We start from the raw sequence: 21,241 nt of genomic DNA, 5'->3' as shown, positions 1-21,241 counted from the left end.
TTTTGGTTTAATAATTATATATTGTTGCAAACACAAGATTTATTGATTTCAGTACAAGTAAAATTAGGTGAAAAAGGCATGCTTATTAAGGAATAAAAATGCAAATTAAATTTGTCCTAAATTTTGGGGATCACCTCATTAGCAAGTTGCTTTTTGCTTTAAAAAACAGCTTTTTTAAGTATTGGCCATTTTTTAAATGTTTGATCTGCTAGACTAAACGAATTTCTTTTAAGTAAATATTCTTTAGCCTTCAATACTAATGGTGAAGAGTTTTCCACGTTAAGCTGATCTAGACTTACTCTGACTGCACCCAATGCATCTTGACCTTCAAACTGGTCAACTTCTGCTGCTAAACTACCATCAGTATTAGTTACTTCATAAAAAACACAAATATGTTGATTGAAATGCCATTTTTCGTAATCCCATGGATATCTGAATGAAGTTACTCCAATTTGGTGAAAATCTAAAACACTCAATCCCGTTTCTTCCTTCACTTCACGAACAAGGGCATGGTTTAATTCTTCCCCATCTTCAAGACTACCACCGGGTAAGTCATAGCGATTAATATAGGGTCCTCCTAATTTCTTTATTACAACTAAGTCCTTTTTATTACCAATAATGCCGTAACAGCCAAAAGCACGATGATATTTTTCAGTCATTAATTTAATCCCTTTTTTAAGCAATAAAAAAGCATGAAATACATTTTCATGCTTTTCATTGATCTTTATTCTTCCCAAGTTGAATGGGATGCATAGTCTTTCATTGCCTGTTCTTGCAACTTGGCATCAATTTGGGCAGCAGCTTCACGGTACTGATCTTCTACCTTAACACCTAAGTCAGTTAACTGCTGTTCGGCTACAGGTGCCGGTGCATGCATCATTGGTTCAGAGGCATTTGCATTCTTAGGGAAAGCAAGTACATCACGAATATTATCTTTTTCGGCAAGTAGCATTGCAAAACGATCTAATCCAATTGCTAAACCAGCATGTGGAGGAAATCCCATGTCTAGGGCTTCAAGTAAGTAGCCAAATTGTTCATAGGCACGTTTCTTAGTAAAGCCCAGTGCTTTAAACATTTTTTCTTGGATTGAACGCTTATGGATACGGATTGAACCACCACCAAGTTCATCACCATTCATTACGATATCGTAACTACGCGCATGTGCCTTATGTGGATCCGTATCAAGTAGTTCAATACCCTCATCGTCAGGCATCGTAAATGGATGGTGAGCAGCAATCCATCTACCAATTCCTTCATCATATTCAAATAATGGCCAGTCAACCACCCAGACAAAATCAAATTCATGCTTAGGAATAATATCTGTTTCTTTAGCAAACTCACGACGCAAGTGGTCAAGTGAGTCACAACAAACCTTCCACTTATCAGCTACGAAGACAAGAAGCTCTCCACCTTCAAGGCCAAATTCCTTAATTAGTGCACTCTGATTTTCATCATTCAAGAAGCGTGCAATTGGACCAGAAAATTCGCCATCTTCAAATTTAACCCAAGCCAGACCTTTAGCATGGAAGCGTTTGATGTAATCTTGTTTCTTTTCAATTTGCTTACGCGAATATGCCTGCGCACCATTTTTAACAGCTATTCCCTTAACAAAGCCGCCATCAGCGATTGCACCTGAAAAGACCTTAAAGTCACTATCTTTAAAAATAGGACTTAAATCATGAATTAACATACCAAAGCGAATGTCAGGTTTATCAGTACCATAATTATTCATTGCGTCAGTCCATGAAATACGGTCAATTGGAGTCTTCAAATCAATTCCCATAACATCTTTCATGATCTTTTTGAGCAAGCCCTCAGTATAATCCTGTACTTGTTGCTCATCAGTAAATGAAGTTTCCATATCAATTTGGGTAAATTCAGGTTGACGATCTCCTCGTAAATCTTCGTCACGGAAACATCTTGCTAGTTGGTAATACTTATCAAAACCTGCACCCATTAACAGTTGCTTGAATAATTGTGGTGATTGAGGTAGAGCGTAAAAACTTCCAGGATAAATTCGCGAAGGAACTAAATAATCACGTGCCCCTTCAGGAGAAGACTTACCTAATACAGGAGTCTCAATATTAATAAATCCGTTTTGATCGAAATACTCATGGGTAGCTTGTAAGATTTTTGCCCGCAAAATAATTGCTGATTGTAAGTTAGGACGACGCAAATCTAAGTAACGATACTTTAATCTAGTTTGTTCGCTTACTTCAATATTATCCTTAATTTCAAATGGTGGGTTTTGTGACTTGTTTAAAACGATGATCTCACTGGCATCAACTTCAACTTCACCAGTTTTCATTTCGGGATTAACACTGGAGCGCTTAACCACTTTACCCTTAACTTGAATAACGTATTCGTTACCAAGTGAGTCTGCTGCTTCCATTAATTCTTTACCAGAATCATGGTTAACAACAACTTGAACAATTCCTTCCCGATCACGTAAATCAATGAAAACAAGGTTACCCAAGTTCCGAACGCGTTGAACCCAGCCATAAAGATTAACTTCTTGGTTTAAATAGTCAGCGGTAATGTTGCCACAATAATTTGTTCTTTTTTCCATTATTTATATTAGTCCTTTAATTTTGCTATATTTTCTTGCATGTTCTCAATATCACTAAACTTTAAATCTAGTGTTTTACCATCTTGTAGGCGTTTAATATTCAAAGTTTCGTTTTCAACTTCCTTTTCGCCAAGGGTAATTACATATTTAGCGTGAACTCGATCAGCTTTTTTAAACTGAGCTTTAAGCTTCTTTTGGTCAACATCGTATTGCACTTTAAAGCCTTGCTTGCGTAGTGCACGTGCAATTTCTACTGTTTTAATTTCAGTACCTTCACCGATATTAGTAATGAAAAAGTCAATTCCCTCATCAGTAAATAGTGCTGGATTTTGTTTTTGAAGTACAAGCATCAGTCTCTCTTCACCTATACCAAAACCAACAGCTGGTGTAGCAGGACCATCAAATTCTTCAACTAGGTGATTATAGCGACCGCCACCCAAAATTGTTGATTTAGATTGCCAAATACTCTTGTCCTCAACCATGAATTCAAAAATCACGCCAGTATAATAATCAAGCCCACGTACTAGATCATTATCAATTACATACTTGATGCCTAACTGATCCAGCATTGCCAGAATTTTGTCAAAGTTTTCCTTTGCCTCATCGTTGAGATAGTCGATGATCTTAGGAGCGTCATCCAAAAATTGTTGATCTTGCTCATCTTTTGAATCTAGAATTCTAAGAGGGTTTTTCTCTAATCTTCTTTTTGAATCATCGGATAATTGATCTCTTAATGGTTCAAAATAGTTAACAAGAGCATCGTGATAATTTTGACGAACTTCTTCATTGCCTAGTGTGTTAAGGTGCAATTCATAGTTCTTCACACCTAATTTAGCTAGCAAATCATGAGCTAATACAATTGTTTCAACATCTGCCAATGGATTGTCGGAGCCAAAACTTTCAATACCAATTTGATGAAACTCACGCTGACGTCCTGCTTGTGGTCGTTCATAGCGGAATGTTGACTCAATATAGTAAACATTAAGCGGTTTAACAACCTCGGGTGCATAAAGCTTATCTTCGACGTAAGCTCTAACTACACCGGCAGTTCCCTCTGGTCTTAAGGCAATATGTCTTCCACCTTTATCATTAAAGTCATACATTTCTTTTTCAACTACATCGGAGGTTTCACCACTCGAACGAGAAAAAACTTCGTAGTTTTCAAAACTAGGTGTACGAATTTCACGGTAATTTGCCTGTTTAAAAAAATTACGCAGGATTTGCTCTACTTTTTCCCAAGAACCAGATTGGTCTGGCAGAATATCAACTGTTCCTTTCGGCTTTTGTACTTTCATTTAATCATCCTTCTAATAAAAAAACGCCCTTGAATAAAATCAAGGGCGCTCTGAGTTAGCACGGTACCACCTTTTACCTGCTGCGAATAACGCTCGCGAAACGATTTATTATCTGGTAAAGGGGTCACAGTTAGCTTTTATCCGTTTTTTCAGCTCAATCCACGGTCTCTGTCAATAAAAATGCTAATCTTCAGTCTTTGTCATTGATAATTCTTTTTTAAGAATATATTTTTGCTGTAAAAATGTCAACTAGATTTAGGTTGAACTTCTTATAAATCTAAAACAATAGTAAACGGGCCATCATTTTCAAGGCTTACTTTCATATCCGCACCAAATTCTCCGGTTGCAACTTCTATACCATTATCTTCAAGTTCTTGGTTAAAAGCTTCCCAAAGTTCTTTGGATTTTGGTGGTCGCATAGCTTCAATAAAGCTCGGACGATTTCCTTTTTTGGTATCCGCAAGTAAAGTAAATTGACTAACACTCAAAATTTTACCGTCAACGTCTTTAATGCCTAAATTTGTTTTGCCATTCTCATCTTCAAAAATACGCATTTTAGAGATTTTAGCAGCTGCTTTTTTGACTGTTTCTAGGTTATCTCCTTCTTTTAGGCCAACGAGTAAAAGAAGACCTTTTTCAATTTTACCAACGGATTCTCCGTCAATTTTAACATCTGCATGATTAACTCTTTGAATTACAACTCGCATTAATTATCTGCCCTTCTAGTTTCATAAACATCTGGAATGTCGCGTAATTTGGCTAAAATACGATCTAACTTAGCTGAGTTATTAACCGCAACTGTAGCATAAATATGGGCAATATTGTCCTCATTCACTTTACCAGAAAGATTATTAATATTTGGAGTCAATGAGTTTAGCATCGTAATCACATCACTAAGTAATTTGCTGCGATTATAGCCAAAAACTTCAATATTTGCGTTAAATGATTGTGCGCTACTTTCTTCTACGTTTTCCCATTCAACTTCAATTAGGCGCCCTTGGCTATCTTTATTATTTGCAATGTTGCGGCAATCACTTCGGTGAATGGTAACTCCACGCCCTTTAGTAACGTAACCAACTATATCGTCTCCCGGAACAGGATTACAGCATTTGGCTAAATGAAGCATTAGGTCACTGATTCCTTGAATCATCACACCATTTTTATGCTTGATTTTCATTGTCGCAGAACTATTTTTTGCATTTGACTCTGAAACTGCCTTTTGACCGGAATTTAAAATTTCTTCTTCAAGCTCTTTTTGGCGTTTTCGTTCATTTTCATGCCGAATATCAGCAGTCAACCGGTTGACAACACTGATTGCTGAAAGATCACCAAATCCAATAGAAGCGTACATTTCATCGGCCGTGTGATAGTTCATGTCTTCCAATAATTTATCGATATGTTCCTTATCCATAAATTCTTTAGGGGCAAAACCTTGCTCACGCAAATTGTCGGCTACCATTTGCTCGCCTTGTTCGATGCTATTTTCACGGTCAAGGTTTCTAAAGTAGCGTCTAATCTTATTACGTGCACGAGATGTTTTTACAAGATCAATCCAGTCACGTGAAGGGCTGGCATTGGACTGAGTCATGATGTCAATGACGTCGCCGTTTTTCAATTTGTAATCAAGTGGAACAAGCTTGCCGTTAACCTTAGCGCCAACAGCATGACTACCAACTTGAGTGTGGATTTCATAGGCAAAATCTAGAGTTACAGAACCTTTTGGTAATTCGTATACCTCACCTTTTGGTGTGAAAACATAAACACGATCAGAAAAAATCTCACTCTTAACGCTTTTCATGAATTCACTGGCATCTTGAGTTTCATCTTTAAGCTCAAGAATTTCACGCACCATGTCAAGCTTTTCATTAGAATCGGTTTGCTCAACTCCGTTAAAGTTGCCACGTTTATATGCCCAGTGTGCGGCAACACCGTATTCAGCAACTTCATGCATTTGCTCAGTTCTAATCTGAATTTCAAGTGGACGCCCACCAGGCCCAATAATTGTGGTATGGAGTGACTGGTAGCCGTTAACCTTAGGTACGGCAATGTAGTCTTTAAAGCGTCCTGGCATTGGCTTCCATTTAGTGTGAACTGCACCCAGAACAGCATAACAATCTTTGACAGTATCCACGATAACGCGCACAGCTAGTAAGTCATAGATTTCATTGAAATCCTTATGCTTATTAACCATTTTTTTATAAATGGAATAAATGTGTTTTGGACGTCCTTGAATGTCATACTTGATTCCTAAGCTATCTAAACTACTTTTCAAGGTATTTATCGTATCATTGATATAGTTTTCGCGTTCACTTCGCTTTAAACTCATCAAATTAACGATACGGTAATATTCCTTAGGATTTAAATAGTGAAAACTCAAGTCTTCAAGTTCCCATTTAATTGTTCCAATACCCAAACGATCAGCAAGTGGCGCATAAATGTCCATCGTTTCTGAAGCAATACGCCGTTGCTTATCAGGTCTTAAATGCTCAAGCGTATGCATATTGTGTAAACGATCGGCTAGTTTAACCATAATTACACGAATATCTTTAGCCATTGCGATTAACATCTTTCGGTGGTTTTCGGCCAAAAACTCTTGGTGAGACTTGTACTCGTATTTATTTAGCTTGGTCACACCGTCAACAATAAAAGCAACGTCTTTTCCGAATTTTTCTTTTAATTCATCATTAGTTACATCTGTATCTTCAACAGTGTCATGTAAAAAACCTGCAGCGATTGTATCAGGATCAAGACCTAAATTAGCTAATGTACCAGCTACCTGAGTTGGATGGACAATATACGGTTGTCCAGAAGCACGTTTCTGATTTGCGTGCGCTTTCTTTGCAAATTGATATGCCTCTTCGATAAAAGCAATCTGCTCATCATCGAGATATTTTTTACAGGCATCAATTACCTGTTCATGCGTCATTTCAACGTATTTTGACATCGAATCCGCCCCTTCTATTTATAGATTTGTCTGTCCATCAAGCCAAAGACTTCAAAAATTAGATAAATTAGTCCAAATAACAGATTGTATTTTGCATACTTTAATAATACTAGTAAACAAAAACAAATTGGTAAAAAAAGCAGCCAATATGGCTTCAGGGTAAGTGTTTTAATTAACTTTCCTACTTGATAGCTGACCACGCAATTAAAAACACCAAATAATAAACCTACACGCCAAATTGTTTGAATTCCTAATAAACTACATAAGAGAGGCAAAACAAGTACTAAGCATGTCCACCAAATAATCGGCATCGGTTTATGTTGATTCAATTTTTTAATTAGTGCTATTTGTTCTAATTTATCGATCAATTCTTTTTCCTTACTTAACTTAATTAAATATTATAGTACTTTTTATCTAAATTTAACTTTTATTTTTCGATACGCTCGATTACTAATCCAACCCAACGATCCTGTTGCATTGTTAGAACAATGTGGAAGCCGTTTTTAATAAGTGCGTCTTTGATTTTATCTAATTGTAAATAATCTATCCCGGAAAAAATTACTTGCCCATTTTCATTCAAGTGTTCATCTAATTGCGGGATTAAGTCGAGCAAAATTTCCGCTAAAATATTAGCAACGATAATATCAAATTTTCCATGGACGTCTTTTAATAAACTTGCTTTTCTAACCTCAATATTACCTATGTGATTAAGTGCAATATTAGTCTGTGCTGATGTAACTGCCTCATCTGAAATGTCTGTTGCTTCAACTTTGTTTGCGCCAAGAAGTGAAGCAGCAATTGCTAAAATTCCAGATCCAGTTCCAACATCAATCACACTCTTAGGCTCAATAAGCGCACGTTCTAGCCCCATCATTGCTAGCTGAGTTGTCTTATGTCCGCCAGTACCAAAAGCCAAGCCTGGGTCCAAATTGATTAATTTTTGATCAGGAAATTTTGGTTGATAATTTTCCCATTCTGGAACAATTGCCAAGTGACGCGAAAAATTGATTACATGATAGAATTTTTGCCAAACCGTATTCCAGTCTTTGTCTTCAATATAAGAAGAACTGATTTGATTTAAGCCTATGTCTAAACCATAAGACTTTAACTCCGTTAATTTAGCTTGATAACTTTCAATTAAACTATCGCGGTCCGCATCTTCATTAAAATATGAAAAGAACTCTAAATCCTCAGGCAAATTTTCAATTTCATCAAGTTGTACAATGGTTGAATCTTTCTGCTCACCTGCATTTTCAAAATCGGAGCGTTTACGTGTTTCAGTGCCTAGGCAGTTCAATTCGTCTTGACTAAAGACAGTAAGCGCATCTTCAACTTCATGACTTGTTTCTATTTTTATAACTAATAATTTCATGACTAAACTCCCTTTTTCAACCACCCTCATCAATGCTAATATTTAACTAAGGTGATAATTATGTCTAAGAAGAAAAATAATATTGAAAAAACGTTAGTAGAAAAAATACTTGAACGCAACAATATATCTTATCGTCCAGCAAAATTTGCTACACACGAAGATTCTGGTGGTGTAGCGCAAATGGATACATCTATTTTAAACGAGAATGAACATTTGGTCTATAAGACACTTGTCTGTTCAGGCAATAAGACCGGTCCTCTAGTTGGTGTTATTCCTGTTACTGAGCATTTAAGCATGAAAAAGCTAGCTAAAAATTCAGGTAACAAAAAATGCGAATTGCTTCCTTTAAAGGATCTTGTGAAAACTACCGGGTATGTTCACGGTGCCAATACGCCAATTGGAATCCATTTTAATCATCATTTTCCAATTTTTCTTGATTCAAGTATGGAAAATGAAAAGGAAATTGCGGTTTCGAGTGGAAAAATTGGTAGGAGTGTTTTTTTAAATCCAAATGATTTACAAAAAATTACCGCTGGAACCTTCTGTGATATACTCGAATAGAAAATAAGAATATTAAATGTGTTTTTTAAATTGTTATTTTAAGCCAAATCCCGTTTTTAATCTAGAATGAAGCGCTTTTTTCGAATATAATTTAAAAATAAGATCAAAGATGAGGAATCTAAAAATGACATTATTAACAGATGAACAGCTTGCCAATATTGCACACGACTATTTTTTAAGTCAAATGAATATTGCAGATATATCAGAGAAATATAACTTATCGCGTTATTTGATTACAAAGTCACTTGAAGACGCAAGAAACAAGGGCATTGTAAAAATTAGTATCGCGCAAACACCAAAAAGATCGCAAAAACTGGAAAGTGAATTTCGAAAGCAATTCAATTTAAAGGAAGTTTACATCCTAGAAGATCTGGAAACCAAAAACCAAGATAATGAAGTAATTGTTAGCTATGCTGCAAAGCAAATTCAAAATTATACAAAATCTGCGCACGTAGTTGGTTTAACGTGGGGTGCACTTTTACGCGATGTTATTAACGACTTTTCTGAAGTTAATCGTGAGGATTTAACATTCGTGCAGCTTCTAGGTCAAGCTGTCAATGCAGGCAAAAGGAAAAATCAGTTGGTGCAGGAAGCTGCAGACAAATTTAATGCTAAATGTTTAACTTTTCCTGCTCCACTTTATTCTGTTAATACAAGTACAGTAACAGAATTAAAGAAAGAACCATTTTATGTCCACGCCGAAGAAATGTTTGACCAACTTGACATGGTTTGTGCAAGCCTTGGAACTATGCAATCGCTTGAATCTAATGAGTTTTTTATGGATAATTATGCTAAAAGTGTCTTGCAAAATGTTGATAGTCATCAAGTGGCGGGGATTGTTTTCGGTCGTCCCTATGACATTAATGGTAACTTTTACAAACCAATTGAACCACATATTTGCGGCATTAACTTAGATACTTTAATGCAAGTACCTAATCGTTTTATCATCGTAAAAAACCATTTCAAAGAAGATGCACTTCTTGGAGCACTCAGAGGCAACATGATCACGCATCTGATAACCAATAGTGGAATCGCTGAACAAGTTTTACGTAAAAATAAGAGTTTTAGTTAAACACTTCACCAAAGATTTTACTTATATAATTCTGCAACTCGTCAACGGAGTGACTTCTTGCACGCGCGCATTCCTTGGCTGGTCGATTACATAGAAAACAAGTGCGACTAGGTATTTTTAAAGTTGACCTGGAAATAATTCCCACTGTTTGACCATTTTTTACTAGGACGTCGGCATCAAACAGTCTAGTTAGTTTTGACTGCTTCTCAAACTCAATAGCAGTTTGCTTAACTTCAGTTGCATCGTTACTGAGTAAATAAAAATTCTCGCAACCAGTCGGCTTATCCCAACTTTCAGCTAACTGAAAAGATAAGTGATGCGCTTGCATGATTGTTTCCAAATTAGTTATTCCAGCTGAAAACAACTGCTCTAAGTAGCAGTTGTTTTTTATTGGCCCTGGGATATTGAGTTTAACATCTAAGAGCGTCTTATTAGGAAATTGCCGAAATAACTGTTTTTGCATGTCTACACGCTTATCTTTATCAGCTAAAACAGCTAAAATGTCCTGTTTTTGACCTTCAGTAAAGATTGATTTTACCAACTTGATATTCCCTCCTTTTTACTTTTAATCCTTCACTTGTCTTATTGTGTCAATAATTGTTCCGTCACGATACTGAATCAAAGCAACTGTTCTGTCAGTGTATTCTAATGGTTTTGGAACACCAACTTGTTTTTCAGCCATCTGTTGTAATTCTGTAATATCGACGATGTTAAGATCAGGAATCTTACTGAATGCTTCGATTAGGTCTTTTCTTTTCGGATTAATGGTAATGCCACGCTCAGTGACCAAAACATCAATTGAATCACCTGGTGTAACAACTGTTTCAACAGATGGAACAACGGTTGCGTTTCGGCCTCTAACTAGAGGTGCTGTAATTATTGTCATTTTTGCGTTAGCAGCATCCTGATGACCACCAATCGCTCCTCGTATGACACCGTCTGAACCAGTCATAACATTTACGTTAAAATCGGTATCAATTTGTAGTGCTGACAAAATTGCAACATCCAAATTATTAACTACTGCTCCCTTATTATGCGGATCAGCATACCAAGAAGCATCAATTTCTTGCTGATTCTTATTTTTTGCCATTGAAGCCGCAGCACCCTTATCAAAATCTTGGACATCCATAATCTTTTTTACTAGGCCCTCATCAAGCAAGTCTGTGGTTGGCTTTGTGATACCGCCTAAAGCAAAAGAAGCTGTGATTCCATCATTAATCATAGATTGTCTTAAGTAACGTGTAACTGCAAGCGCAGCACCACCAGATCCAGTTTGGAATGAGAATCCTTCCTTGTAATATGGTGAATTGACAATAACTTGATTGACCATCTCAGCAATTTTCAGTTCTTTTGGATCCTTGGTAAAACGAGTTGCTCCAGAACCAATTTTATCTGCATCCCCTATTTGATCTACCTTAACCACGTAATCTACCTGAGTCTGTTTGATTGAAGCAGGGGTATTAGGATAATCAACGATATTATCCGTTAAAAGAACGACATTATCAGCATATTGTGCATCAATAAGTGCATAACCTAATGAGCCAAAAACAGCGTCTCCTTCTTGACCATTGGCATTACCAGCAGGATCAGAGTTTGGAACGCCCAAAAAGGCAACATCAACTTTAATTTCTCCTTCTTCAATTGAACGAGCTCGATTTCCGTGAGATCTGAAAACAACTGGATTTTTAAGACCTCCATGGGAGATAAAGTCGCCCAAAGTGCCACGCATCCCCGAAGAAGTAATATTAGTAATTACTCCTTTTTGAATTGCTTCAATGACTTTATCATTCATCACACTAGTTAATGATGATGGTGCTAGCGTCAAATTTTGGTAGCCAAGTTTTATAATTAAGTCCATTACCTTATTAAAGGCAAAGTCGCCATTTCTAAAGTGATGGTGAAACGAAATAGTCATTCCATCTTTAAGAGTCTTCTTTATAACTTCTTCTAATGAATCAACTACTTTGTTTTCACCGGTTGTAACATGAACTTTTGGCGCAATCCTTTTAATTTCTGGGTTTCCAACTTCAACTGATTCAAACGGTTTTAATTTCATATCAGACATCAATTCATCTGGTAGATTACGTTTAACCTTATTTTCCAATGTAATTGCCCTCCTCATCAATTAAATTTGAAGCCTTAGCTGTTTCGATTACTCTATTAGCCTTTTCGACTACCGGCTTATCAACCATTTTTCCATTCATTGAGATAACACCAGAGCCCTTTGCCTTGGCTTCACTAATCGCATTTTGGACGGCCATTGCATTTTCAATTTCTTCTTTTGAAGGATTGAAGACTTCATTAACCATTGGAATTTGGCGAGGATTAACTAAAGACTTACCATCATAGCCTAATTCATAAATGTACCTAGTTTCTCTATAAAAGCCTTCCGTGTCATTCATATTTGAAAAGACAGTATCAAATGCATAGACATCTGCTGCACGAGCGGCTTGTAAGACCATGTTACGCGCAAATTCTAGTTCTCGACCATCTGGATAGCGGTGTGTATGCATGTCTGCAGTGTAGTCTTCACCTGAAACAGCTAGTCCCATCATTAACGGAGTTGCTGTAGCAATTTCTGGTGCATTGAGTACCCCTTTAGCACTTTCAATTGCTGCCATTACCCCAATTGAACCTTTTTCTACACCGTATTCCTTTTCTGCATTTTCAATATCTGTAACTAACTTTCGAATCATGTCAGCCGATTCTGTTTTTGGTAATCGAATGACGTCAACCCCAGCTCGTACCATTGCTTTAACATCTTCATCATAAAAAGGTGTGTCTTGCCCATTAATTCTGACTACAATTTCTGCACCGCCAAAATCAACCGTCTTAATTGCGTTAAAGACTAACATTCTAGCAGCGTCTTTTTCTGTTAAAGAAACGGCATCTTCCAAATCAAGCATAACTGAATCAGCACCATAAATACCAGCGTCTTTTACCATTGCCGGATTATTACCTGGTACAAACATCATTGTTCGCCGCAAACGATTTTTAATGTAAGTCATTTATTGCAATACCCCCAATTCTGGTTTATCTGAAGTTTTAGTTGCTCTCTGCGCAGCTGCTAAAGTTCTAGCAGCAATCACACAGTCAAGAGCTCCTTTGTCAACTGCTTTAACCTTGGCATTATCAATACCATATTTCTCAAGGGTATCAGTAATAACCTTTTTAATTTGATCTCCATATGCCTTAATTACTTCTGAATCAAGGTCAATCTGAATGCCATCATCTCCTTTTGAAATCATAATTTGTATATCAGATGATTCCAAAGTTCCGGCAACTCCAGTAGTTTTAATTTCCATTAATATTCATTCCTTTCCTAATCCTAGTTTGTAACGCTTCTTTATTTGCACTAATAAATTGCATTGTGGAATTGGGTACAAAAGGTGCAATTTCAGCTAGCTTATCTTCTTTTATTAGTTGCCTAACATATGTGGCTGTAATTACTTGTTCATTAGCTTGAAAACGATTAATGATCTTAACTTCTATTTCAGGATTAAGTATTGAACTTAAGCTTTGATTATAAAAACTAGTCGTTCGCGAGAATGGTTCTGTTCCCAAATATCTTCTTGTAATTGATAGACTAGGGGCAATAAAATTTTTAAAAACGTGTGCATCAATTTGGGTTTGCGTAGTTATTAGTTCATCAGATGATTTTAAAAAATACGCTGGGAACGTCGACTTTGAAACCATATAGTCACCGCCACTAATAACTAACACATTTTTAAAATCGGCTGTCCCCTGCTTAACTAAGTTAAGGCGCTCATCAGTCTTGAAAAGCGAAGCATCCGTTTGTACAACAAATACATATACCAAGTCATTTTCCTTACTAGCAAGTTCCACTAATTGTTGGTGTCCTTTAGTGAATGGATTTGCATTCATCACTATTGCAGCAACTTTTTTGTTTTTTCCTTTATCAGGGTTAGGAATGTTTGACACAAAATTATCTATATTCGGCGTGCCACTTTCTAAAAAAGCAGCCTTGTCAGTTCTTGCTAATTCGTTAAATCCTAAATGAGAAAAACTTGCAGCATACTGTGCTTTAGTGAAAACAAAACTGTGATAGCACTTTATACTATACAAATATTGTTGTAGTGCAGTTACTATTTGACTGAAGCGTGCACCTTGGACTGCATTTTCATTAGTAACGGCAATGTACTTTAAGACGTTACCAGCTATACTACCAGTACCTACAAGCTTGCCATTGTCATCAATTAGACCAACTGTGTGATCAATCACGTTAATTTCACGTGAGCCAAAGTTATTTATGCCTTTAGAAACTAAAAAGTCTTGCCACTTTTTTCTTGTTTCAGGAATATTTAAATATAAATCAACAATTTTATCCGTAATTAGTCACATCCTAACCGCGTCATTAATCTACTTGGGTTAAAAATTCTGCTATTTTGTTATACATAAGTTGAGGTTGTTCAGCTTGAACAATATGCCCACAATTAGGTACAACAGCAGCAGTTATGTTGCTATTTAACTTTTCCATTTCATAAGCAAAATGATAGTCAAAAAATGGTGAGTTTTTACCAGCCAAAACTAACATTGGGGTTGTTAAGTTAGTGATTACATCGCGCCAATCTTGTTCAGCATGATTGATTCGACACAAAAAGTTGTTTTCAGGATAATAAGGATATTTCAGTGCTTCTTTTTTTGCTCTTTGAAACAAAGCATCATCAATATGTGTATAAAATCCTGAGCCAAAATCAATTTTTAAGTAATCGGGATAATTTTCCCAAGTCAATTCTTTAAAGCCAAATTGCCATGTTGAATCGTTGATCATTTTAGGTGGCTGATCAAGATCAACTAAAGCTCTAAAGCGCTTTTCTCCAAATAAAGAAATGTAAGCCCAGATTGTAGCTGCTCCCATAGAATTGCCAATCGCAATTATGTCAGTTAATCCTAGTTTCTGAATAAGTTCTTTAAGGTCTTCTGCATGGCGACTAATTCTTTGGCCTTTATATGTGCGTGCAGATTTACCTTGATTTCTTGGATCAACTATAATAAAGCGAAAATCATTTTTAAAAAGGTCAACGGCCTTTTCCCATAAGCGTGCAGACCCTCCAATTCCTGGAATAGCAAGAATTGGAGGTTTGTCAGCTTTAGTATCGTAATAATGGATCCTAATGCCATCATTAGTAATCAAATCTGCTTGATCAATCATTTACCACATTCCTATGATTTTCATCCATACGGTACCAATGACTCCAAAGATCAGTAGATACACGAGTCCTAAAATAAAGTTGAATTTCCACCATTCTCCCTGCTTAATATAGCCCGTCGTAGCTAGAATAGAAGCCGGACCATTGGCATAGTGAGTAGTTGAAGCATTAATGGCTCCAGTGAATGCAAGTAACATTGCTGAAAGAGCAAGCGGTGCTCCAGTTGCCACAGCAACTGAAAGAAATGGTAAGTATAAAGCCGTCATATGGGCAGTTCCACTAGCAAAGAAGTAGTGCGTATAGAACATTAGAATTACCAAAACTGCCAAAACAATTTCCCAACTTATACCGTGGAGACCCGTCTGAATTGTTTTGGAAAACCAGTCAATAAAACCAAATGATATAAGTTTACCGGCCATGAAAACCAAAATGGAAAGCCAAATCAAAATATTCCAAGCTCCAGTTTGCTTTAAGGCATCTTGCATGGTTAAAACGCCAGTTATTAAAAGTAAGCCAACTGCTAGAAAAGCAACAAAAGTAGAATCTAATTGTGGAATTTTAAAAATTCCTGATAACACCCATAAAATAATAGCTAATAAGAAAATGACAGACATGATTTTTTCAGGTTTAGACACAGGGCCCATTTCAGCTAGATGCTCGTCTGCCCAATTTTTAGCATCTGGAGTTTCTTTAATTTCAGGTGGAAATATCTTATAGATAATTAAAGGAATAACAATGGTTGCGATTAAAGCTGGGACAATTGCTGCCGTAAACCAGCTTATCCAAGACATTGTGTAGCCTTTTTGAACAGCCATTTGAGAAGCGACCATGTTAGGTGCAGCCCCCGTAATGAATAGAGCGGTTGAAATCACATTAGCATGAAAAGCAATAAAACTTAAAAATGCACCAATCTTTTTACGAGAGGGATCATTTGGTAATGAATCATAATCCTTAGAAATTGATTCCGTCACTGGCCAAACAACACCACCTGTTCGAGCACTATTGGATGGAATTAAAGCTCCTAAGACAATTTCCAATCCAGTGATAGCGTAAGCAATCCCAATTGAACGTTTACCAAAGCGTCTAATCATCCAATAGGCAATTCGATTTCCTAAGCCTGTTTTACTAATGCCATAGGCCATGATAAAAGCCATTGCAATCAACCATGAAGCAGAATTGCTAAATGCACTCAAAATTCCGGCATTCACTGCACCTGTTTTAGGATTCACTTCATTTTGAACAGGAGCTAAACCAACTAAAACAGTCACAATTAAACCAATCAGCGTTGTACCACCAATTGGTAATGGTTTTGTGATACAACCCACAATGGTAGCAACAAAAATAGCAAACATTTCCCATGCTTGTACTGATAATCCACCAGGTCTTACAGGAGTAAGAAGCCACAAAATTGCTCCAATTACTACCGGCAAAATAAACCCTTTATAATTCACTTTCTCAAGAGTTTTCATAATTAGCCTTCTTTATATTTACGGGCGATAAATATCGTCGATAATCTGATAGTTTTTATTTTTCAGTTCATCATCTACCCAACTAATATTACCTGTACCATCATGGAAACTTGCTGCTTTAGCATTATCTTGTTTGTTATAGGCCTGAACCTCAGGCAGTAACTTTGCCGCCTTTTCGTGAGCTACTCTAACAACACCGTCTGCATCTCCAACAATCAAATCCCCTGGATTTACACTAATTTCGCCACAAGAAACTGGTACATTAATTTCTCCAGGTCCTTCCTTGTATGGACCATTTGGCGAAGTGCTGACAGCATAAATTGGCAAGTCCCAATTACGTAAACTGTCAATATCTCTCATAGGACCATCTACTACTACTCCAGCAACATGTCTTTGATCACGAAGCCAAGTCATCATAACTTCTCCAATAACAGCTCGAGTGTTATCACCTTCATTATCAATTACAATTACATCGCCTTCATGGCAGTACTTTAAAGCTGCATAAATGGTTAAATTATCGCCTGGCCGATTATGAACTGTAAAGGCTGGACCACACATTTGCTTTGTTGGTTTAGACATTAACTTAATCCGTGTAGCCATTGCCCCTTTACGATTCATACAATCAGCAATATTTGAGGTGGGAATATCACGAAAACCCATAATTACATCTTTGTCAGGTAACTCTCTTTTTAAAAAGATTCTTTTTCCTACTTGCATTTTGATCCTCTTTAATTAGTTCAATTCGATACCTTCTAGAACTTCTTGCATTTTATCAGCAGAATTAACCATTTTAGCTAATTCCTTATCTGATAGCTTAGTTTCAATCACATGACTAATTCCAGTACCATCAATCACTGTTGGAGTACCCAAATATAAGTCATGTTTAATACCATATTCACCATTTATAGGTGCTGATAGCGGTAAGACGATTGCTTTATTTTCCAAAATTGCACTAACTATTTTTGCTAGCATCATTGCAATGCCATAAAAGGTTGCCCCTTTACTTTTAATAATTTCCCCACCTTTCTGACGTATGTCACTTTCAATATTAGATAAATCTGAAAAATTAAGTTCATTATATTCGCTTAATGGTTTACCATCAACTACTGTTTCATCAAAGTTCTCAAATGAAGTGTCACCATGTTCGCCTAGCACAATGGAGTTAACGCTTTCCACAGATAAATTTAATTTTTTTGCCAGTTCTACTTTTAATCGAGCAGAGTCAAGCGATGTACCTGTACCAATAACTTTGTTCTTAGGAAAACCAGAAAGTTTTTGTGTCAAGGTCGTCAGTATATCAACTGGATTGGCAGAAACAACAAATATTCCATTAAATCCAGATTCTACGACTGGCTGAATAATACTTTTCAAAATTTTAACGTTCTTATTGACTAAATCTAATCTAGTCTCACCTGGTTTACGTGGTATACCAGCTGTAATAACTACAACATCAGCATCCTTTGCATCCGCATACTCACCTGCATGAATATTGCATGAACCAACAAATGGGGTAATGTCTTCAAGATCCATTGAATCGCCAATTGGTCTCTCCTTTACAACATCCGTAATTACTAATTCGTCAACTTGGGTACTTAGTAAAAGGTCATTTGCAAAAGTTGAACCAACTGCTCCATCACCAACGAGTAAAACTTTTCTTGACATAATTTAAAATCCTTTCAATTCTGGGTATGTAATCCTTTACAAAACATATTATAAATAAAGCCCCTCCTTTTTGCAATATTTTAAAAAAGTAATTTATTTTTTAAATTTATAAAAATGAAAGAGCTTTTTTATTTTTAAATAAAAAAATGCTTAGCATTAGGCTAAGCACTTTTTGGTTTAAATAAACTATTTATTATTTCTTACATAATCAGTCATCTGCATACCTGCTTGACGGCCAAAAATTACTGTTTCAGCAATTGAATTTCCACCAATTCGGTTATTACCATGAAGCCCACCGGAAACTTCACCAGCTGCATATAGGCCCGGAATCACATTACCGTCAGTATCTAAGACCTCAGTCTTCGGAGTGATATGAATTCCGCCCATGGTGTAGTGAATGGCAGGGTTAATGTGAATAGCAAAGAAAGGTCCCTTGGTAATTGAGCGATCCATTCCAGTAGTTCTGCCAAATTGAGCGTCATTCTTTTGATTAATAGCATCATTCCAAGTATCGACAGTTGCCTGAAGATTATCACCATCAACATCAATTGCTTGCGCAACTTCTTGTAATGTATCTCCATGGCTAACCAGACCAACATGATCATAAAATTCGACTGCAGTAAAGTTTTCTCTGATACCTTGATCAAATATTAGATATGCTCCACCTTCATGCAAATCATTTATTGCATTGGAAACAATTTTTCTAGTATTCATTTCGTTAACAAACCTTTTACCAGATTTATTAACCAAAATTGCTCCTTCACCACGTAAGCCTTCACCAATTAAATACACGTGATCAGTATCGGTCTGTGCAGTTGGATGAACTTGAATAAAGTCCATTTGTTCAAGCTGTGCATCAACTTCTTCAGCTAGTTTTAAGCCATCGCCTGTTGCTCCAGGCTGATTAGTAGTTTTAAAATCAACCAAATCAGGACGATACTTTTTGATAAGTTCTTTAGAAGAACCAAAACCACCACTTGCTAGTAAAATTGCCTTAGCATTTACTGTTTTAGTACCCGCAGGTGTTTCAACTTCAACACCAGTAACTCTTTGCTTATCAGCACGGATCAGTTTCGTCACTTTAGTATTGTTAAACACAGGAATATTTTCTTTTTGAATCTGTTCAAGCGCACCTGATACAAGATAATTACCTACTGGAGCCATTGAAGCGGGACGATGAGCTCTCTTTTTACTCATTCCACCTGTAATTGTCAGATTAGTTAATTCAATTCCATGATCACTTAACCAATCAATTGCTAAAGCTGAGTGATCAACAAAATAGCGAAGTAGTTCTGGATCGTTCAAACGTCCCCCACCCTTTAACGTTTCCTCATAAAAGTCTTCTTTGTTATCAATGATACCTTCATTGATTTGAACAAGACTTTCAGAAGCATTCATTCCAGATGAAGCCCGATTAGTGTTACCACCAAGTTCAGGGTTTTTCTCAAAAACGGCTACTTTTAATCCTAATTCATTTGCTTGAATTGCAGCAGTGAGTCCTGCTCCACCCGCGCCAATAATTACAGCATCGTACTCATTGGCAATCTCAGAACTATCATTGGGTGTAAAAACAAATTTAGCCATCAAATTCCTCCTGTAAATTTAATCTTCTGGTTCTGTTCGATCAATATTAGTCATTTGCATGTAATCCATCCATTGATCGTATTGTTCCTCTGTTAACTCGCCACTCTTCAAAGCTGCTTCTTTAAGCGTTGTTCCTTCTTTATCTGCAGCTTGTGCAATTTTAGCCGCAGCATGATAACCAATATGAGGTGACAATGCAGTAACTGTCATCAATGAATTTTCTAGTAATTCATCCATCTTTTCTGAGTTAACTGTTAAACCAGAAATCATCTTATCAGCAAAGCCTTCAATTGTACCTGTCAAAATATCGCATGAATCCAAAAAGGCAGCAATCATGACAGTTTTAAAGACATTCATTTCGAAGTTTCCTTGTGAAGCAGCGAAAGTGATTGTTGTATCATTACCAAAAACTTTAGCAGCAGCCATGGTCACTGCTTCAGCTTGAGTTGGGTTAACTTTACCAGGCATAATTGAAGAACCTGGTTCGTTAGCAGGAATGTTTAATTCATGATAAGCAGCTCTTGGACCCGAAGCTAAGAAGCGAATATCTTGCGCAATTTTAAACATATCTGCTGCTAGAGTCTTTAATGCTCCATGAACAACATCAATACCAGAATGATGAGCTAAGCCCCAGAATTTGTTGGTCTTAACTTTGAACTCATGACCGTAAACTTCGGATAATTTAGCAACAATTTTTTCTGTCATACCTGGAGCAGCATTCAGTCCAGTACCAACAGCCGTACCACCAATTGCTAATTCATATAAAGTAGGTTTTAACTCTTGAATGTATGATAAGTCATGTTTCAGAGCAGAAATATAGCCAGAGACTTCTTGACCAAAGGTAATCGGAGTTGCATCTTGCAAGTGCGTACGTCCTACCTTTACAGTTTTCCAGTATTTATCTTGCTTAATCTTTAATTCGTCAATTAAATGCTGAATAGCTGGCTCTAACTTATCAAGTGCTTCAACTGCAACGATATTCATTGCAGTAGGATAAGTGTCATTAGAAGATTGTCCACGGTTAACATCATCGTTTGGTAAAATATTTAAGCCAGGGTGTAATTTATTAGCTAAATTGGCAACAACTTCATTAACATTCATATTGCTTTGAGTACCAGAACCCGTTTGTAATACGTGAAGTGGAAAATCTCTGCGCAAATCTTCATCACTTAATTGTAAAAGATGATCAACTGCATCTTCAATTGCTGCACCTTTTTCTTCTGGTTCATCGCCTACTTCTACATTTGACTCAGCAGCAGCCTTTTTCAGGTTTAAAAATGCACGAATAATTGCCAGCGGCATGAGTTCTCCACTTGGAAAGTTATTTCGACTTCTTTCTGTTTGGGGTCCCCATAATGCGTCCTTAGGAATTTTTACAGGACCAATAGTGTCACTTTCAACACGGTATTCTTCTTCGCTCATTTGCTTCTCCTTTTTAACTTATATTTCTATTCTAACTGAAAAATATTTCTTTCGCGACCTCACTATTTATGATACGCGTTATTTAATTTTTGTTCAATATTTTTCAAATTAAAGTGCTAT

The 21,241-nt window shown here is 36.6% G+C and carries 19 protein-coding genes; 2 read left to right on the top strand and 17 right to left on the bottom strand.

The window, feature by feature from the left end; all coding sequences use genetic code 11:
- Positions 1 to 158: 158 nt before the first annotated feature.
- From H3T48_RS03900 to prmA, 6 genes are all read right to left on the bottom strand, one after another.
- Positions 159 to 659 (bottom strand): NUDIX hydrolase, encoded by a 501-nt coding sequence (locus H3T48_RS03900; RefSeq protein ID WP_198188594.1) that lies wholly within the window; start codon positions 657 to 659, stop codon positions 159 to 161.
- A 65-nt stretch (positions 660 to 724) separates the two neighbouring features.
- A complete protein-coding gene (gene aspS, locus H3T48_RS03895) occupies positions 725 to 2,569 on the bottom strand; it encodes an aspartate--tRNA ligase (RefSeq protein ID WP_074425297.1) in 1,845 nt (614 codons plus the stop codon).
- Between the two features lie 8 nt (positions 2,570 to 2,577).
- On the bottom strand, positions 2,578 to 3,864 hold the full coding sequence (gene hisS, locus H3T48_RS03890; protein WP_198188593.1) for a histidine--tRNA ligase: 1,287 nt from the start codon (positions 3,862 to 3,864) through the stop codon (positions 2,578 to 2,580).
- A gap of 269 nt (positions 3,865 to 4,133) precedes the next feature.
- On the bottom strand, positions 4,134 to 4,571 hold the full coding sequence (gene dtd / locus H3T48_RS03885; protein WP_046306965.1) for a D-aminoacyl-tRNA deacylase: 438 nt from the start codon (positions 4,569 to 4,571) through the stop codon (positions 4,134 to 4,136).
- The gene (locus tag H3T48_RS03880) at positions 4,571 to 6,808 is read right to left on the bottom strand and encodes a bifunctional (p)ppGpp synthetase/guanosine-3',5'-bis(diphosphate) 3'-pyrophosphohydrolase (protein WP_122035228.1); all 2,238 of its coding nucleotides are present in this window, start codon (positions 6,806 to 6,808) and stop codon (positions 4,571 to 4,573) included. Before H3T48_RS03880 ends, dtd begins: the two co-directional genes overlap by 1 nt.
- A 427-nt stretch (positions 6,809 to 7,235) precedes the next feature.
- Positions 7,236 to 8,180 (bottom strand): 50S ribosomal protein L11 methyltransferase, encoded by a 945-nt coding sequence (prmA, locus tag H3T48_RS03875; RefSeq protein WP_187157955.1) that lies wholly within the window; start codon positions 8,178 to 8,180, stop codon positions 7,236 to 7,238.
- Positions 8,181 to 8,240: 60 nt separating this feature from the next.
- Between prmA and H3T48_RS03870 the strand changes: the two genes are divergently transcribed.
- Positions 8,241 to 8,741 carry an aminoacyl-tRNA deacylase gene (locus H3T48_RS03870; protein WP_198188592.1) on the top strand — a complete coding sequence of 167 codons (501 nt, stop codon included), beginning with the start codon at positions 8,241 to 8,243 and terminating at the stop codon, positions 8,739 to 8,741.
- Between the two features lie 109 nt (positions 8,742 to 8,850).
- Complete coding sequence (locus H3T48_RS03865; RefSeq protein ID WP_370567525.1) at positions 8,851 to 9,813, top strand: sugar-binding transcriptional regulator; 963 nt, start codon at positions 8,851 to 8,853, stop codon at positions 9,811 to 9,813.
- Here H3T48_RS03865 and citX read toward each other — a convergent pair.
- The 11 genes from citX to H3T48_RS03810 all read right to left on the bottom strand — a co-directional run bounded on the left by citX (position 9,806) and on the right by H3T48_RS03810 (position 21,121).
- Entirely contained in the window at positions 9,806 to 10,354 is a 549-nt protein-coding gene (gene citX / locus H3T48_RS03860) for a citrate lyase holo-[acyl-carrier protein] synthase (RefSeq protein WP_122035238.1), read from the bottom strand. The genes H3T48_RS03865 and citX overlap by 8 nt on opposite strands.
- Positions 10,355 to 10,378: 24 nt before the next feature.
- Complete coding sequence (citF, locus tag H3T48_RS03855) at positions 10,379 to 11,917, bottom strand: citrate lyase subunit alpha (protein WP_305067121.1); 1,539 nt, start codon at positions 11,915 to 11,917, stop codon at positions 10,379 to 10,381.
- Entirely contained in the window at positions 11,907 to 12,821 is a 915-nt protein-coding gene (locus H3T48_RS03850; RefSeq protein WP_198188590.1) for an aldolase/citrate lyase family protein, read from the bottom strand. Before H3T48_RS03850 ends, citF begins: the two co-directional genes overlap by 11 nt.
- Positions 12,822 to 13,118, bottom strand: a complete 297-nt coding sequence (gene citD / locus H3T48_RS03845) for a citrate lyase acyl carrier protein (protein ID WP_122035245.1) — start codon at positions 13,116 to 13,118, stop codon at positions 12,822 to 12,824.
- Complete coding sequence (gene citC, locus H3T48_RS03840; RefSeq protein ID WP_198188676.1) at positions 13,108 to 14,166, bottom strand: [citrate (pro-3S)-lyase] ligase; 1,059 nt, start codon at positions 14,164 to 14,166, stop codon at positions 13,108 to 13,110. The genes citD and citC overlap by 11 nt, the downstream gene beginning before the upstream one ends.
- Before the next feature lie 22 nt (positions 14,167 to 14,188).
- Positions 14,189 to 14,986 carry an alpha/beta fold hydrolase gene (locus H3T48_RS03835; protein ID WP_122035249.1) on the bottom strand — a complete coding sequence of 266 codons (798 nt, stop codon included), beginning with the start codon at positions 14,984 to 14,986 and terminating at the stop codon, positions 14,189 to 14,191.
- Entirely contained in the window at positions 14,987 to 16,453 is a 1,467-nt protein-coding gene (locus H3T48_RS03830; RefSeq protein ID WP_122035251.1) for a DASS family sodium-coupled anion symporter, read from the bottom strand.
- Positions 16,454 to 16,471: 18 nt separating this feature from the next.
- Entirely contained in the window at positions 16,472 to 17,170 is a 699-nt protein-coding gene (locus tag H3T48_RS03825; RefSeq protein ID WP_122035253.1) for an RraA family protein, read from the bottom strand.
- Between the two features lie 15 nt (positions 17,171 to 17,185).
- Positions 17,186 to 18,115, bottom strand: a complete 930-nt coding sequence (locus H3T48_RS03820; protein WP_122035255.1) for an L-lactate dehydrogenase — start codon at positions 18,113 to 18,115, stop codon at positions 17,186 to 17,188.
- A 186-nt stretch (positions 18,116 to 18,301) separates the two neighbouring features.
- Positions 18,302 to 19,699: a flavocytochrome c gene (locus H3T48_RS03815; RefSeq protein WP_198188589.1), complete on the bottom strand. Its 1,398-nt coding sequence runs from the start codon at positions 19,697 to 19,699 to the stop codon at positions 18,302 to 18,304.
- An 18-nt stretch (positions 19,700 to 19,717) separates the two neighbouring features.
- Positions 19,718 to 21,121 (bottom strand): class II fumarate hydratase, encoded by a 1,404-nt coding sequence (locus tag H3T48_RS03810; protein ID WP_198188588.1) that lies wholly within the window; start codon positions 21,119 to 21,121, stop codon positions 19,718 to 19,720.
- Between the last annotated feature and the right edge of the window lie 120 nt (positions 21,122 to 21,241).

This window comes from Lactobacillus sp. M0403 (assembly GCF_016101265.1).
Taxonomy (GTDB): Bacteria; Bacillota; Bacilli; order Lactobacillales; family Lactobacillaceae; genus Lactobacillus; species Lactobacillus apis.
The sequence above is the reverse complement of the archived record's forward strand: the minus strand, read 5'-3'. Positions and strand labels throughout refer to the sequence as shown.